This is a genomic window from Lamprocystis purpurea DSM 4197, from assembly GCF_000379525.1.
In the GTDB taxonomy this organism is placed as follows: Bacteria; Pseudomonadota; Gammaproteobacteria; order Chromatiales; family Chromatiaceae; genus Thiodictyon; species Thiodictyon purpureum.
In genome coordinates this window covers 110,882-126,311 of record NZ_KB902364.1, presented here as the reverse complement: position 1 = coordinate 126,311, position 15,430 = coordinate 110,882, and the positions used below count along the sequence as shown (strand labels likewise).

The 15,430-nt window shown below is 65.0% G+C and carries 10 protein-coding genes; 3 read left to right on the top strand and 7 right to left on the bottom strand.

Translation table 11 applies throughout. From position 1 onward, the window contains the following. Window positions 1–242: 242 nt before the first annotated feature. On the bottom strand, window positions 243–788 hold the full coding sequence (locus A39O_RS0102875; RefSeq protein ID WP_026199114.1) for a carboxylesterase family protein: 546 nt from the start codon (window positions 786–788) through the stop codon (window positions 243–245). Window positions 789–989: 201 nt separating this feature from the next. Here A39O_RS0102875 and A39O_RS36125 point away from each other — a divergent pair, with 201 nt between their 5' ends. Next, window positions 990–2,711 (top strand): SUMF1/EgtB/PvdO family nonheme iron enzyme, encoded by a 1,722-nt coding sequence (locus A39O_RS36125; protein ID WP_026199113.1) that lies wholly within the window; start codon window positions 990–992, stop codon window positions 2,709–2,711. Between the two features lie 193 nt (window positions 2,712–2,904). Here A39O_RS36125 and A39O_RS31705 read toward each other — a convergent pair whose 3' ends face one another. The 4 genes from A39O_RS31705 to A39O_RS0102850 all read right to left on the bottom strand — a co-directional run bounded on the left by A39O_RS31705 (window position 2,905) and on the right by A39O_RS0102850 (window position 10,420). Beyond that, window positions 2,905–5,592 (bottom strand): helicase-related protein, encoded by a 2,688-nt coding sequence (locus A39O_RS31705; RefSeq protein WP_020503215.1) that lies wholly within the window; start codon window positions 5,590–5,592, stop codon window positions 2,905–2,907. A 16-nt stretch (window positions 5,593–5,608) separates the two neighbouring features. Next, the gene (locus A39O_RS0102860) at window positions 5,609–6,352 is read right to left on the bottom strand and encodes an AAA family ATPase (protein ID WP_020503214.1); all 744 of its coding nucleotides are present in this window, start codon (window positions 6,350–6,352) and stop codon (window positions 5,609–5,611) included. Between the two features lie 114 nt (window positions 6,353–6,466). Further along, complete coding sequence (locus A39O_RS0102855; RefSeq protein WP_020503213.1) at window positions 6,467–6,970, bottom strand: AAA family ATPase; 504 nt, start codon at window positions 6,968–6,970, stop codon at window positions 6,467–6,469. A 228-nt stretch (window positions 6,971–7,198) separates the two neighbouring features. Then, window positions 7,199–10,420: a DUF1156 domain-containing protein gene (locus A39O_RS0102850; protein ID WP_020503212.1), complete on the bottom strand. Its 3,222-nt coding sequence runs from the start codon at window positions 10,418–10,420 to the stop codon at window positions 7,199–7,201. Window positions 10,421–10,699: 279 nt separating this feature from the next. Between A39O_RS0102850 and A39O_RS40220 the strand changes: the two genes are divergently transcribed. Further along, window positions 10,700–10,951 (top strand): hypothetical protein, encoded by a 252-nt coding sequence (locus A39O_RS40220; protein WP_020503211.1) that lies wholly within the window; start codon window positions 10,700–10,702, stop codon window positions 10,949–10,951. Between the two features lie 4 nt (window positions 10,952–10,955). Then, the gene (locus tag A39O_RS31700) at window positions 10,956–11,363 is read left to right on the top strand and encodes a type II toxin-antitoxin system VapC family toxin (RefSeq protein WP_020503210.1); all 408 of its coding nucleotides are present in this window, start codon (window positions 10,956–10,958) and stop codon (window positions 11,361–11,363) included. 51 nt (window positions 11,364–11,414) lie between these two features. On the opposite strand, the gene A39O_RS0102835 is transcribed toward A39O_RS31700, so the two are convergent. Together A39O_RS0102835 and A39O_RS0102830 are read right to left on the bottom strand one after the other, a co-directional pair. After that, window positions 11,415–12,038 (bottom strand): DUF7680 family protein, encoded by a 624-nt coding sequence (locus tag A39O_RS0102835; protein WP_020503209.1) that lies wholly within the window; start codon window positions 12,036–12,038, stop codon window positions 11,415–11,417. A 102-nt stretch (window positions 12,039–12,140) separates the two neighbouring features. Then, window positions 12,141–15,386, bottom strand: a complete 3,246-nt coding sequence (locus A39O_RS0102830; RefSeq protein WP_020503208.1) for an ATP-binding protein — start codon at window positions 15,384–15,386, stop codon at window positions 12,141–12,143. Window positions 15,387–15,430: the final 44 nt, after the last annotated feature.

Below are 15,430 nucleotides of genomic sequence, written 5' to 3'. Positions count from 1 at the left end.
GGTCTTATCGGGCTCTAGCAGCCTGTCGGACTTTAGGCGATTTCCGAATAAGACGCTATCAAGAATCAAGCTCCGTAGGAGCCCGCTTGCGGGCGACGTGACCTGCCGGAATCGCGTCATTGTGCCCCACCCGTCGCCCGCAAGCGGGCTCCTACGGGNTGGATTTTTCGCGGAAATCACCTTACGTTAGATTGTGGAGNAACAAAAAGCCTTTATGTTGACTCATACCCTAATCCTAGGGGCTAAGTCCGACAGGCTGCTAGCCGCAATACGGCGTCGGAGCCGACAAAGGGCAGCCATCGCGGGGCACCAATGGCCACCGGGGTGCCGGTCCGGGCAAAGCTGGTCCAATAGGCCATCATCTGCGCGGCGAGCGCCTGCTGCGACTGCGTGAGCGCAGGTCCGTCGCGTTTCATGGTATTGGAAAACCCTGGGAACTGGGTGACATTGAGATAGAGGCAGTCCTCGTCGACGCTCGCTTCGGGAATGCCATAACGCGCCGTCTGGGGGCAGAGGCCGCGATAGCGCGTGGCGTCGCGTACGCCGGACCAGGGTGCGGCCGGCCGCGGCGGCGCCCAGCGCAGTTCGCCCACCGGGGGCGCCGCGAAGGGGATACCCTTATGTTCCCGTACCCCGGCGCCGATGGTCCCCGCCACCGCACCGGTGTCGGTCATGACCACCGACGGGTCCGCCTTTGCTGGCGCCTCCTGCCCTTGCGCACCCAGGATACCCGTCAGTGACAGGCAGGCGGCCAGGGCCGCACGGCGCATACCGGGTTGGTGATGCATATCAGGAGTTCTCCGCCATCGTTAAGGTGTCTGGCATTCTACCCTTGCGGATCACGGGCAGTCGTGAGCGGTTCTCGCACGGATCAGGCGGCCAACCGTATTGCGCCGCACGTCGGCTGTTCGACGTTCGCGGGTGCTTCGCCCGTGGCATAATTCAACACTCCAGATGCGACCAGGCCGCGCGCAGCCGCGGACAGGGACATGGCCGACGACGAGACCTCCAAGATACTCCGGACCGGTCTGCCTACCGTGCCCCGCGCGGTCCGGCGGCAGTCGGACCGGGCGTGCTCCATCACCGGACGAGCGGATGGGCCCGGTCCCTGGCCGCGTCTCGGGTTGGCGGCGATCTGTCTGCTGCTCCAGTCGGCGCCCCCGCGGGCCGCGCCGGCTCCGGTCATTGCTTGGCCGGCGGGGCAATACAATCCCAATCCGTTGCCGGACGATGTGATCCTGCCCCTGCCCTGCGGCGGGGCCATGGTGTTGCGCCCGGTCGCGACCGGCGCTCCGCCCGCGGACGCGGCTGGCTTGCCTCCGGATTTGCAGCGGCTGTATCGGGTCGCGGGCCGCTTCGATCCCCAGCGGACCGGCCTCGGCCACCTGCTGATCGGCAAGTACGAGGTGACCCGGCTGCAATATCAGACGGTGAACGCGGCGGCCAGGCGGTCGCCGTGTCCCCGCCCGGATACGCAGTCCGCCCTGCCGCAGGTCGAAGTCAACCGCCGCGATGCGGAGGGCTTTGGGCTCGATCTCTCCCAATGGCTGGCCGATCAGCAGGGCAGCCTGCCCGATTGCAGCGGCGGCCGCGGTCCCTGTCTGCCCCGTGTCGATGGCGTTGCCGCCACCGTGCGGTTGCCGGGTGAGGAGGAATGGGCCTTCGCTGCCCGCGGCGGGCTGGCGGTCAGCGCCGCCGACTTTGCCGCGTCCGTCTACCCCATGCCCAAGGGCCTGGCCCTTGGTGTGATCGGCAAGCGGGACGGCGGAAGCGCCGCGGCGCCGATCGGCGGCCCGCGCGCCAACCCGCTCGGGCTGCACGACATGCTGGGCAATGTCGAGGAGATCATGCTCGACCTGTATCGGATCGATGGCGCCTCCGGCGAGATCGGCGGCTATGTGGTGCGCGGCGGCAGTTTCTATTCCGAACCGGCCGAGTTGGCAGTGACCCTGCGCCGTGAAGTGCCGTTACTCAACAAGACCAGCGACACCGGGTTCCGGGTGGTCGCGGCGGTGCCGATCTACACATCCGGGCGGCGGCTTGCTGAAGTCCAAGGGCCGGACTTGGTCGGGGCGGGACTGACGTATCCGACGCCGGAGACGGCGGCCGCCGCGGTTCCTGCGCAGGCCCCGTCTGCTTCGTCCGGGAAGGCGCAGATGCCGGCTGCGGTGTTGCCGGAGTCGCACCCGGAGCGCGCCGGCGCGCCGCTTGCTCTCACCGCCGATGACCGTCGTGAGATCGCGATCCAACTCGTGCGGCTGGGTTACGACCCATGGGTTCCAGGCGCGTCCTGGCGTGTCGTACCGAAGCAGGCCGACGGACGCGACAGCGGACAGCCGCGCGACGGGTTCTGGGACTCGGCGCGCCGCGCCATCGCCGCATTCCAGGAGGCGGCGGGTCTGGAGGCGAGCGGTGATGTCACCGCCGAGACACGGGCTGCGCTCACGGCGGCAGTGGCTGCCCTGAAGGCCCGCGAGCGGGCCGACGCCGCGCAGCGGGCCGCGCAGGTCGTCCAGGAGCAGGAGCGTCAGGCGCAGCGGGCGCGGGCCTATCCCTGCGACAAAACGCAGGATCTGCAAAGCGAAGCCTGCCGCATCCTGTTACGGCAGATCCAGGACCAGGGCGGTCTGTCGGCGACCGGTGAACTGACGGAGGAGACCCGCACCTTGATCGAGCGGCGGGCCACGGAGTCGAGCGAACCGCGGAGATGACTCCAGTAGGATGGGCAGAGCGAGAGCGATGCCCATCAACCCCGCCGAAGCCCATCGTATGGAGCGCCTTGCCGTCGCTCGCGTCCCGCCCCAGCCGACACGCCAAGGACCCGGCACGCGTTGGTCTTGCGGATTCAGAAAAAGGATCTGTAGTTTCATGAAAGCACTCGCTTCATTTCGGCGACGATCCGGGTCAATGCCATCGCAGTTGGCCGATGCGATCGATCCGGCCGATGCGCTGCTCGACCTTGGCCGGGTTCCACGGCAAGTCGAAATTGACCAGGAAATCCGCCGTCTGAAGATTGAGGCCCTCGGCCGCGGCATCCGTGCAGACCAAGATATCGATCTGCCCCCGTAGGAAACGCTGCTTGATCTCGTCGCGCTCGGTGCTAACCAACGTGCCCGTCTCGGGATGGGTGTATTGTCCCCCGCGGCCGGAATAAGTCCCGACCGACAGCCGGGTATCGGCCTGCCGTAGGCGCCGGACGATATCCTCCAAGGTGTCCCAGAACTGGGTGAAGATCACCGTCTGACGCACCCGGCCGGGCCGCGCGCCGTCCCGGCGCTGATCCACGTAGCCCAGCAGCGCCTGCGTCTTGGACGATGCCGGCGCGGCGTCGTACAGGCTGCCTGCGAGCATCCCGGCGAGTTTGTCCAACTCCCAGCGGAGATCCGCCTCGCTGCGGTTCTTGAGCAACCGCTCGATGACCTCCGCATCGCCCTCCTCCTGATCTTGATCCCACTCGGGGTCCTCATCGAGAGGGGACCGATCGGGGCCGGCGGCAGTCGCGGTGGCACCCGGCCCCTCCAGCAAATGTTCCAGAGTCCACTTGACCCGCTCGCAACGCCGCCGCAGGGTCTCGCCGATGGCGTGCAGACTGGAGGCGAACCGCCGTTGCAGAAAGCTCAGATAGAAGCCGGTCGAGACCCGCGCCTGCTGGTCGTTGGCGGCGGCGATCTGCTGGGACAACTCCTGGGAATAGGATTGCAGGGCCTCGTAAGCCGCCCGCTCCTGGGTCGTGTATTGGATGCGCCGCATGGGCAGGATGTGCCGATGCGCGAGATTTTCAGTCAGCCGACCCTGCTCCTGGTAGACCCGCAGCAGGGCGCGGTTGTGGCGCATCATCACCCTTGAGAGGGGCGCCGAGGCAAAAATGGCGCGCAACAGTTGCTTGAGACTCGCACCCGTCGGCTTGACCCCCAGCGTCAGCCAGTTGTCATACTGGGTCCGGTTCGACGGGCTCAGCACTGTCTGGCGGATAAAGCCGGCGACCTCCGGATCATGCCGTTGGAGCGAGCCAAGCACCCGGCGCAGGAAGCTCAGTTCTTCGTCGGAGACCCGCTCGCCCCGCTGGATGCGGCCCTGAATTTCGTAATACGCCTGGGTCAGGGACGGATCGTCCTGGAAGGGACCAACCCGCCGGGTCAGGCGAAACAGGTCATAGACCTCGATCGGGTCGAGTTGCATCGGCGTCGCCGTGGCGAGCCACAGGGCGCGGGTCTGCGCTCGCAAGGTCTGACTGACCGCCCGGTAAAGGTCCCCGTACTTGGGTTGCACCACCAGTCCGGCCGTCGAGTTGCTGCGCCTGGCGTAGTGGGCCTCGTCAACCAGGGCGATGTCCCAGGTCTGCGCCGCCAGCTCCCGCTGGCGGTCTTTGCGTCGGACCAGCCCGGTGGAGACGATGACACAGTTCGGTGCAAACACCGACTTAGCCAGAATCTGTTCCTCGATCGGATGCAGATAGGCATGCCGAATCTGGGCGCCGGAGAGCGCCCGGCCGAAGCGCAGGAAGAACTTGGTTGCCAGTTCACTCTGCCACTGCCGGGCCAGGCTTGCCGGCGGTGCGATCAACACCCGTCGCGCGAGCCCGGACAGGATCAGCGAGCGCAGAGCCAGGCCCGCTTCGATCGTCTTGCCCAAGCCCACCTCGTCGCACAGCAGAAAGCTGTAGGGGTAGGAGGCAATCAACCGCCGCGCCACAATGGCCTGATGGGGCCAGGGCTCCACCGGGGCCGTGGCCATCCCGACGAAGCGACCGTTGGGCATCCGCGGGGCCTCGCGCAGGATCGCGAACTCCAGCCACTCCCGCGCAGTCGGTCGTGGCGCCTCCACCGGACGCTCGCTGGACCCGTCAACCTCCTTAGGCTCCACGACGGCGCTGCCAATCTCGATCAGCCGCTCGCGTACCGCCTGAGGCAGGTCCACCACATAGAGCCCCGGGTCCTGGTTGGCCCAGATCGTCTCGAAATCCGCCGCGTAGAGGTTCGCCCTGGCCGCCTCTTGGGGTCCCCACCAATCGCAGTGCACGCCGATGTTCTCGGCGTTGATCAGCAGCGCCGTGCGCGACTCGTTCAGGGACCCCTCGGCGATTAGTCGGTTGCCCTCCGCGTCCTCAAAGACGGCCCATTTCTCGTGGACATAGCCGTCCTCGCGCGAATCATAGGGGATGGCCACGCCGGTCTTGCGATGACGGCGCAGCGCCACGCGGATCGTAAGACAACCCTCCTTCAGCATCCAGGCCAATAGACTCAAGCCGTTCTCGACCGGTTCCGGCCAGACGTGAGGATCGGCAAGGGCGGCCAGCAGTGTCTCGGCGAGCCGCCCGCCGTCCTGATTGTCGAGGATGAGCTGAGCATCCTTGGGGTCCAAGTCCGCACCCGCCACCAGTCGCACCCGCCCCTGGTGTCCGGCGAGGGCGGAGAACCCTTGGGACGCCGCGGCGAGTGAGGTCGAACGGAAGTACCCCGCCACCCGGTCATAGCGCACGGCGGAGCGCAGGACGGGGAGATAGAAGTCTTGGAGCAGGTCGCTGGTGGTGCTGCGATAGCGGGGCTCCCAGCTACGCTGCTTGAACGACTCCGGCTGGGCGGAGCTCGTCATGCTGAGATGATCCGACTCAGAAAGCCAGGGCCTCGGGCGCCTGAGCAAATAACTCGGCACGCATTCCCTGCGCTGTCGGCGACCGGGTATTCGCCGCCTCCGCGCCGAAGGCGTCGGTGCCGTAGGCGTCCAGCACGTTACCGTAGACCACACGCTTGAATTCATTACCATCCAGCAATCGGGCCTCCTCATTGGTCCCGGAGCGGGGCAGCAGCAGGATCGAACCGTGCTCCGCCGCCTGGCAGATCAGGGGGCTGTGGGTGGAGACGATGAACTGGATATTGGGGAAGTGTTCGCAGAGCCAGAATCCGATGCGCTTCTGCCAGGTGGGATGCAGATGGGCGTCGACTTCGTCGATGAGCACGACGCCGCCGGCCCATACTTTTTCAGGGTCATACCAATCAAAGATCTGCCCCGGTCCAAACGCGAATGAGAGTTGTCGAATCAGTTCAAAGGTCATGCTCAGGATCGAGCGGTACCCATCGCTAAGCTCCTGCACGGGAATCGACACCCCCGATGCATCCGAAAAAACCACCTGCTTCGGCGTAATGTCTTTTAGTTGTACTCCCGACGGCAAGAAGCCATCCTGGTTGATGAATCGTTTTAACGGATCCAGCAGAACGTGAGCATCGTCCTGAAAAAGCCCCTCAGCGCGTAACCCGACCAGCCACTCCAACCCCTCCGTCAGTGCGATGCCTTCGCCATACAGCGACAAGTGTCGATTGAGTCGAAGCAGGGTCCCGGATGTGGATTGCTCCACGCGCCCCACGGGCCTTGATCATCGTTCCGGCCGGCCGCGGACGGTCCGCACAGCGGACCCTACGGTAACACCGTGATCTGTAGGGTCCGCTGTGCGGACCGACGACCGCGCAGATCACGCGGTGGCCGGATTTATGATCAACGCCCGCCCCACGCCCCCGGTTAAACGCCGAAACGGGCCGTATGAAGCCGCGAACCAGCCTCGTTCGCTGCCCCAAACGTGTCTGTTTGGGTCAGGTTTGCTTTTCAGCGGCTCAAATGAAGGGGTCTTCGTGTCGTCGTCCGCTCGCGCCAGCTTCAAGCCCAAAGGCAGAAGGGTATCCGCGGCCGGTATTGTTCCCTTCCCAGCAAAGCCGTCGAAATCTGGATTCCAGGCGATTTGTAGCTCGATCTCGCCTACGTCGCAGCCATCACGCAACCAGGCATCCCAAGGCTGTCGTAACCCGTAGGACTCACGCGGCCCGAGCAAGGCAACGGCGATCGACTTCAACAGGGTCGACTTGCCTGCCCCATTATCGCCAAGCACCACATGCCAGCCTTTGGCCTTGTCCGCCGGTATGTCCCAGGTCAGCTCGCGAATAGACTTGATGTTCTTTATATGAATCTGGCGGATGTGCATGACTCGAACCTCACCGGAAGGGCGATACGCCCGGATTAATCGCCTTCAATTTTCCGACGCCGCTTCGAAATTGGACAAGGATTCCACCGCTGCGCGAAATTCGCGCGATCCCAATAGGTCGGGTTAGGCGCGCGCGGCACGGCGCCTCTCTAAACAACGGTTGGCATGATTCCAACCGCTGGGTCGTATCGTCATTCTGTAGGATGGGCAGAGCGGGAGCGATGCCCATCAACCCCGCCGAAGCCCAAAGAGCGCGTTACGCGCCTGGCGCTTGAGGTCCGGGTTGCGCGCCTCGGCGGCCCAAACTTCCAGAAGGTCGAGGATGCGCTCGGCACTTTCTGCAGCGTGCTCCTGAAGATAGGCGCGAGCGACCGGGATATCGCCCTCACGGTAGGCGGCGATCAGGCCCTGGAGGCGATCCCAGTCGGTCTGGGGGGTGGTCAGGCGGACGGCGTGGCGCTCCTCCGGCAGGGCCAGGCGGAGCTTGGAGCCGGTGCGGACCAGGGGCGCCTGGTAGCCTTCCGCGCCTTTGTCGCGGCCACGGGTAGCGACGGCCTGGTTGATGCCGATCTCCCGATCCTGGACCCGGTAGCCCCCGGGTTTGCCGTCCAAGGCGATGCCTAAGGAGCGCGAGAGGTTCAGGATGTCGCCATAGGCGATCTCGGCCAACTCCCAGATGCCGAAGATGGTCAGGGCCATGGCGGTCTCGCTGTCCAAATCCTCCACCCGCACTTTGCCCTTGGTGATCTGACTGACCCGGCCCTGGGAGACCACGCGGCTCGCCTCGTTCATGGCTTTGACGGGGCTGACCAGGTCATCCCCGTCCTGCACCGGCCAGTGGGCGGAGAGGACCTGGAGCGCTTTGCCGTAGCTCGCGACCATCTCGTCCACCGGGTTCAGGCGCAGCGGCGCGAAGTCGGTGAGACCCTGGCGGACGGCGACCTCGATCTGGTGTCGGATGCCGACTTGGCCGAAGGCGCTCTCCCAGATGGCGGTCTCGGTGTCTTGAGCCTGGCGCTTGCGGCAGGAGAGGAAGATGGAACTGGCGGCGGCGGCCAGGTCCTTCTGGTGCATGGAGTTCTCGCCCTCGGACTCCACCGGGAAGCAGGCGGTGATGACCCAGCCGGCATCGATCAGTGAGCGGGTGAGGGTTTCCCAAGCGTCTTGGGACTTGTGGTTGAACATCAGGGTGAAGAGGCCCTCGTCCTTGAGGGTGCGGCGACACTCGCGGAAGATCTCGCCCATCAGTCGCTCGTATTCGACCTTGGCCCCCTTGGCTCCGCCGTCGCGGGCTGAATTGGCGACCGCCTCTGCCTTCTTGTCAGTCAGCCGCCGATTAAAGACACCGGGATGGATGTCGCGCAGGGTGCGGCGGTGCCAGACATAGAAGAAATCAGACAACTCGGCATAGAGCACGTTGTCATAGTAGGGCGGGTCCATGCAGACCAGGTCGACGGAGGCATCCTGTACCTGCGGCATATAGGCTGCCGTACCGTTGATGATCGTGACGGGCGGTGCCCCACCGGTGCCTTGAGAGACCGGGGCCATCAGTTCCGCCAGTTCTCTGTATGCCTTGGCGGCTTGCTCCAGGCCCCAAGCCGCGCCGGAGCTGACACCGGAAAAAATCATCTCACCGAAGGTCCATTGGATCGCGTAATTATGGCGACCAAAAGTGCCTTTAATGACGCCCCGCGTATATTCCCAGCGCGTATGTCGGCTGTTGTAATCGAGCCCCTTGTCGATGGCGAATTGCAGGTAGGTCATCACCGCCTTGCCGTGATCCGGCCCCAACTCCGCCAGGATCTCGGGTTTGAGCCGGTTCAGGGTCTCGGTCAGGGTCAGGTGTCCAAGCAACTGACGCGGGGTGAACAGGTCGCACCAGCGTTCCTCGCCGTACATCCGGTGCCCACGGTCGTAGTTGGAGCAGCGGTCAATATTCTCTGTCGGGATCAGACCCGGGCCGTCCCAGGCGTCCCAGTTGCCCTGTAAGCGACGCTGGGCCTCGGTCAGGGCGGCCAGGTCAAGCGGGTTCGGCGGACGGAAATAGCGGACCTTGGTGGTCTTGATCTCGCCCTTGCGGGCGCCCGAGGTGTAGCGCAAGGGGTGACCTTTGCTGTCGAGCTTCGGCTCCACGCGCACCGCGACCACGGCATAGAGCCGGTCCTGCCAGCCGTCCGGATGGTCCGGCATCGGCGCTGGGTGCTTGGCCGACGCGCACGCCTGACGCTTGATCTCCTCGCCGTCGATGGCCTGTTGGCAATGAACGCATTGGCCGGTGCCGCGATTGACGGTTGCCGCGTTCGGGTCCTCGCCGTTGGGGCCGCGTCCGTGCTTGACCTGATAGGTCTCGAAGCGGACCTTGCCGTCTTCCGGAACGACTCGTACGCCGCAGGGATCACCTGATTCCTTGGATAGCCAGAAGGCATTGAGTAAGGGCGCGTCGCCGCCGCAGTGCGGGCAGGTGACTTGGCGGGTGTAAAGAAATCCGTCCAGGACCTCGGTCAAGAACGGTTCGCCTTCCGCTGGAATACGGGCGAAGAGGCTTTTCAATCGCGACAGATGCGGTTCCGCGATCGGCGATGGGGGAAACAGGTCGGCGATCTGCCCACGCATATCCGCGAGCATCGCTTGCCCCCAGCGCTCGATGCCGTCGGAGAGGGTCTGGCCGTAACGCGCGGGATAATCGAGTGTGGCATAGAGGATCGCGGTCGCAACCGGATTCAGCTCGTTGGCAATAACCCGATGCCCAAGGCGGAGCGCCTCGAACGGGATCGATCCACCGCCCGACGTGGGATCAAGGACGGTGAGACCAGTCGCCGCGTATTCAGGCGGGTGCGAGTAGGCTCGGGGATATTGGTACTTGTCCTCCGGGGTGCGAATTTTGTGCGCGTTCTCGAATGCGATTCGTTCATTCGCCCAGGCGGGGTCCGCTGCGCTCCTTTGAATGGGCAGTACATCGTCGATCAGTGGCAGAAGCTCGGCCAACGGTTGGCACTCCGCGCCCCATCGCATCATGACGGGATCGGATCGCAGGTCGGGCTGCTGGGCGTGCAGTTGCTCGATGATCTTAAGGTTCGCCAGACGGCGCGCCTGTTCGTCCGCCAAGGCCCCCAGAGCGAAATCATCGATCGGCAGCACCTCGCGCCCGGCCCTCAACTCGATGCGCTCCAGCAGTTTGCCGGTCAGGGTCCAAGGCTCGCCATGGACCAGTGCCTGAACGCACTCGATACCAAGGCGGCGAACGAAGGTCGCGGGATCGGTAGATGCGGGCAGCAGGGAGGCGAGGATGGCGGCGCGGCTCGGGATCAGCGGCCGGCGCGCCCACCAGACGTGCAGGTAGTAAACGGGCGGCATGACGTTACTGGAGCCGCGCTCCCGCTGCGTCTCCGCCCCGACCTGGTGGCAGGGAAATCCGGCCTCGATCAGGCGGGTGTCTGTGGTGTCGTCCATCGGATGTCCTCGAAGCCCTTGCCGAACGGCCTCAGTATCCCATAGGCTGCGGCTCCATGTAGAAGACACTGAGCCTGGTGCGGGTTACCCGCAAGATGACCGGACCTGGTCGCCGCGAGGCCCTAACGGCCTGTCAGATCCGCCGAGTCTGCGTGGACAGACAGAGGCGGTTTACGCGGCCGATCGATCGACTGATATAGGCCAGAAACGCCCAGGCCCAATGTCGACCGCCGACACCCTGATACCCGGCGCCCGCCGCGCTCAACGACGGAGGCTATTATGTTGCAGGCAATCGAAGCCGAAATCAGCCCGGATGGCAGGGTTACCTTGCTTGAGCCTCTCAGGCTGCCACGAACCATGCGCGCCGTCGTGACCATTCTCACGCCGGTCGATGCAACCTTGCCGCAGCACGGCGCAGGGGTCGCTTTGTTGCGTATCCTGGATGGCCCCGACTTTGCCGCGGCGCCCCCTGGCGACCCGGCCACTATGGAGCGCGAGATTGCCGCCAACCGCAACGCTTGGGGCGATTGATGTGATGGACAAAATCTACCTGGATTCCTGCATCGTCATCTACCTGGTCGAACGGCATCCCGACTTCTTTTTGCCCTTGCACTCCCGCATTGCCGGGCAGGTCGATGCGCTGTTCAGCGTATCGGCATTGACCCGGCTTGAGGTTCTCGCCAGACCGCTACGCGACCGTGACCGTGCGTTGGTGGCCCGCTATGAATCGTTTCTGCATGCGCACGAGATCATCCTAATCGATGATCGGGTGGTCGATGCCGCCCTGCAATGGCGCGTAGCTGGTCTCAAGACGCCGGATGCGTTGCATGTCGCCTTGGCGCACAGTCATGGATGTACTGCGCTATGGACTAATGACAATCGCCTAGCTCGTGTGCTGCCTGGCTGGAGTGAAAACGTGCTGATGGGCATCGCGCCCCCTTAGGAAAGAACGGTACGCGGTTCCGTCAATCCGTCGGCTTTGCAGGATCGTCGTTCATGCCGCCAACCGCAGTCGCTCCAGCATCTCTTGAACACCCTTGTCGTCGGCATGCCCGCCCAGCATGATCCGCAACCCGGAGAGCGCCCAGCGGTTGGCGATCGGCCCGAAGCTGAGGGTCCGCGATAGCCAATAGGCGGCCTCTTCGCGGGTGAACTGGCGGACGCGATGGGCGATCAGTTCCACCCGATCCAAGTCTTTGATGCGGTCTTGCAGACGGAAGATCAGGGCGAGCTTGGCGCCGGCCTCTTCGTCCAGGGGCAGGTTGCCGCGGGAGCGCAGGCCCTCATTGGTGAGGTAGCGAGACAGTTCCAAGGGCACGCCGACCGGATCGGCGACACCTTCGACGATGCGCCGCAGCAGCGGCAGGCAGCGGTGCAGGGGATCGCCCGCGAGATTGCCGCGCTCGATCAGGACGGGGCGGGCGCGGCAGCGCTGGCCGTCCGGCCCCGGTGCGGCCTCGTCATGGTCGCGGTACTGGCGCTCCTTGACCACCAGTACGGGAACCGGGGCACCCTGCCACTCGGTGATGCGCAGGAGGAAGGGCGCCTTGGCGCCGAGCGGGCCAAGCCGCTCCGCGAGGTGTTTGGCGAAATCGAAGGGTGGTTTTCTGGCGGCCATAGAGTGCGGTTTGGTCGAAGATGGGCTTCGCTCTCGCTCAGCCCATCCTACACGATTGCCACGGGTGCTTGGGTAGGATGGGCAGAGCGGGAGCGATGCCCATCAGGGGGCCATCAGTTCGGTGACGAGCTTGCAGCCTGGCCGCGGCTCTTCGATAACGATCTGGACCTCGGTCTCTGTGTCCTGGGTGGTCAGGGCCAACGCCGGGTCCAGCAGCTCCTCGAGGGCCTTCACATCTTCGGGCTTGAGTTGATGCAGTTGCAGGGCGATCCGCCCCCCGCCGGGAAGCTTGAGGCTGCTGATTTCCAGGTAATCGATGGTGGAGGTGCCGCCGGTCTTGTAGATCTCCGCGAGTCGTTTCAACAGCGGCAGGACCTTCTTGCGTGCCGGATCGCCGGAAAGCGATAGGGTCTCTACTTTCTTGGTGACCCAGCCCCGGGTGGCGGCCTCGGTCTTGGTGACGACCTTATAGTCCGGGCTGACGGTCTCCAGCACCCATTCGTTAGCCCCACGCAGGACGGTGGAGTCGAGGCTAGGATCCTTGTCCGGCGCATGGACATAGAGGTAGTTGGCCTTGACCAGCTCGTCAATGGCTTTGCCCGTGTCCTGGACTGAGATGTCGCCGTGGGTCTGCGCAACCGCGGCGGCCACGTCGGTGACCGAGCAATAGCGGGCCTGCTGGATGGCCTCCTGGACCCACTTGCGGACCTGGGCGGCGTCGGGTTTGTCCGCGGCAGTCCAGTTGCGCTGCTTGGCGCCCTGAGGGGTGACCAGGCACCAGCCCGGTTCGGCGAGGTCGATCGGGAGCGGGAGCTGGCCCGTCTCGCGGGCGTAGAAATCGGCCGGTTTCTCGGCCGACCCCATGCGGAAGAGGCACCAGGCGCCATGGCCGATGCCGGCACGGATGAGCGTCTCGAAGACACCCTTGTCCTCCAGGACGGGCCAGTCACGGCGGCAGGCAAAGGCACTGCGCAGATCCTCAAGTGTCTGGTAATCCTTGTTCGCGGCGAAGAACAGCTTGACGGCAGCGCCGGCGGTCGCGCTGGTGGCGGCCAGTTCGGCGGTGACAAGCTTACCCTCGCCCAGTAGAACCTCGCGGATACTCTCGATCACCGAGCGCCCACCTTCGCCGCCGGCCGTACTGATCTCGCGGCGCGTGACCGTGTCCCCCTGACCTGGATACCAGAGGTTACGGTACGCTTGGGTGACAACGGTCAGCAGGGCCTGCTCGCGCTCCTTGGTGTCGCGGTTGAAGGTCTCGTCGCTCAAGACCGCCTCCGACAGGCCGTAGCCGGCCGGGTTGCTCTTGAGCGTGCGTCGCGCCAGTACGTCGATGCCGATGCCGCTCAGGCGCTCGCGGAGGTCCAGGGCGCGGGTAGCTGCGTTGTCCAGCATGTCATCGCCGGGGCGGTACTCGCCGTCCACCTCGACCGTGTCCGGCACCAGAAGAAAGACCAGGTTCTGGTGCACGCGGGGCTTGTTGGCTCCCGCCTGGGTGATGAACTGCGCAGGATCCACCGGCGGGCTGTCCAGGGCAATCAAGGCCAGAGTGGGCTTGGTGCCCTTGTCCGGGATGCGCTCTGGAAGCTCCACCTCGGCGATGACATCGAAATTGAGGGTGCCGGGCTTCACCACCTTACGCGAGGTCTCGTGGATAAGCTGATCGACGCCCTTGGTGCCGCGCAGTGCCCGGCGGATCGCCGCCAGGACGATGTTGATGGAGACGCCGGTGCTCGCGTAATAACGGCCTTCGGTGTCCGAGTAATGCAGGTAGTACGCCTGGGAGCGCAGGGCATCCAGGGCCGTTTCCACTTGAGGTGGGGTCATGCCCGGAAAGGCGGTAGCAAACAGCGCGTCCTGCTTGGCGATGCCGAAGACGTTTGAATCAAGTCCGTCACCGAACCCTGCGAGACTGTGCAGGAAAACCGTCTTCCAGGCGTATTCGTGAAGCGGGAAGTCCTCCGGATGGGGGTTGGCGCGGTCGGCCAGCGCCGCGTTGCTGTGCTGCGCCTTGAGGTCGCCGCTGTCGGGGCCGCCGATGTCGGCGTTGATGATCGGCATCAGCTCCGCACTCTCGGTGCGGCTCACCAGCTCGTCGGAGAGGCGCGGGTCGCGTAGATCCAGGTGGCAGGTATGGATCATCGGTGCTGGGACTTGGCGGCGCCAAAGGTTGGCGACCGTCAGCGCCAGGACGCGCAGCACGCCGCGGGTTCCCTGGAAGCTCTCGACGGTGGCAAGTTTGTCGGTCAGGTAGTCGATCAGGGTTGGGTGAAAGGGATAGTGTGCGGTCAGGCGCTCCCGATAGGTCTCCTGCCGGGCCTGTTCGGGTAGCAGCAAGGCGGTGCGCCGGTACATGTCCATGTAGGCGTCGGCCGTGGTGGCGGCACCTTCCTGGTCGATGTGGACGAACAGGCGCCGTGCCAGCACGCGGGAGATTTCCTGGCCGCGGACCGGGACGACGGCGGTGGCGTCGCGCTGGACGACGCTGCGGACCTCACCGTCCGCCGCGCGGGCGATCCCGAGCGCTTCCTCCTTGGAGACATCCTGGCCGCGGGCCTTGGAGACGAGATCCAGGATCATCGCAGTCTGGCGGGCAAAGGCGTCACGCTGACTGGCCAGGGTCAGGATCACGGCGAGCCCGGTATGCGCCTTGGCGTACTGGAAGAGCGACATCAGGAAGGTCGCCACACTGGAGCGCCCGCCCGGCCTGGCGGCCTCGATGCGGGCGGCGTAGGCCGCCAGCTCGTCAAGCATGATCAGGACCTTGCGACCCTTGAAGACGCTGTCGAAATACGCGTCCCCAGGGGAACCGAACGAGCTGGCCGCGGGGCCGATGGACTGATAGAGGGCCTCGCCGCCGATCTGGAAGGCGATCTCGCCCCACAGGGTATAGGGGATCAGCCGTGGGCCGTGGGTCTCATGGATGGCCACCCGGTCGCCGGCGATGCCGACCACGGTGACCTCACCGGGGGCCGGCAGCAGGGCGGCGTCGATCGCTCCCTGGGCCGCGTCGGCAATCGCCGTACCCTGGAATGCCAGGTGGGTGGCGGCGATCAGGGTGTGTGTCTTGCCGCCCCCAAAGGCGCTCTCCATGCGTTGAATCGCCGGATAGGTCGCGTCTTTCCCGCCGAGCCGTCCGAAGCAGTTGCGTAGAACCTGGCGCATGCCTTCCGTGGGGTAGGTTCCCTCGCCGAAGAAAGCCAGCGGGTCCGTGTAGATGTTCTGCACCACATCGGGATCGCCACGGTAGTGGTCGATGACCTGCATCAGGTTGGCGGTGAAGATTTCCGGGTTGAGGGTGCCGGCGAGTAGATCCGCGCGGGGCTGGCAGAACTCCAGAATCGACATTGATGCGTTCCCTCTCCGGCGACGATGAGCGGGTGAGTTAAGGC

Bases quoted from the DNA above. Each gene is read 5' to 3' on its own strand.
- A39O_RS31705 (WP_020503215.1), bottom strand. From the start codon at position 5,592: ATGACGAGCTCCGCCCAGCCGGAGTCGTTCAAGCAGCGTAGCTGGGAG.
- A39O_RS0102835 (WP_020503209.1), bottom strand. From the start codon at position 12,038: ATGGCCGCCAGAAAACCACCCTTCGATTTCGCCAAACACCTCGCGGAG.
- A39O_RS31700 (WP_020503210.1), top strand. From the start codon at position 10,956: ATGGACAAAATCTACCTGGATTCCTGCATCGTCATCTACCTGGTCGAA.
- A39O_RS0102850 (WP_020503212.1), bottom strand. From the start codon at position 10,420: ATGGACGACACCACAGACACCCGCCTGATCGAGGCCGGATTTCCCTGC.
- A39O_RS0102875 (WP_026199114.1), bottom strand. From the start codon at position 788: ATGCATCACCAACCCGGTATGCGCCGTGCGGCCCTGGCCGCCTGCCTG.
- A39O_RS0102830 (WP_020503208.1), bottom strand. From the start codon at position 15,386: ATGTCGATTCTGGAGTTCTGCCAGCCCCGCGCGGATCTACTCGCCGGC.
- A39O_RS0102855 (WP_020503213.1), bottom strand. From the start codon at position 6,970: ATGCACATCCGCCAGATTCATATAAAGAACATCAAGTCTATTCGCGAG.
- A39O_RS40220 (WP_020503211.1), top strand. From the start codon at position 10,700: ATGTTGCAGGCAATCGAAGCCGAAATCAGCCCGGATGGCAGGGTTACC.
- A39O_RS36125 (WP_026199113.1), top strand. From the start codon at position 990: ATGGCCGACGACGAGACCTCCAAGATACTCCGGACCGGTCTGCCTACC.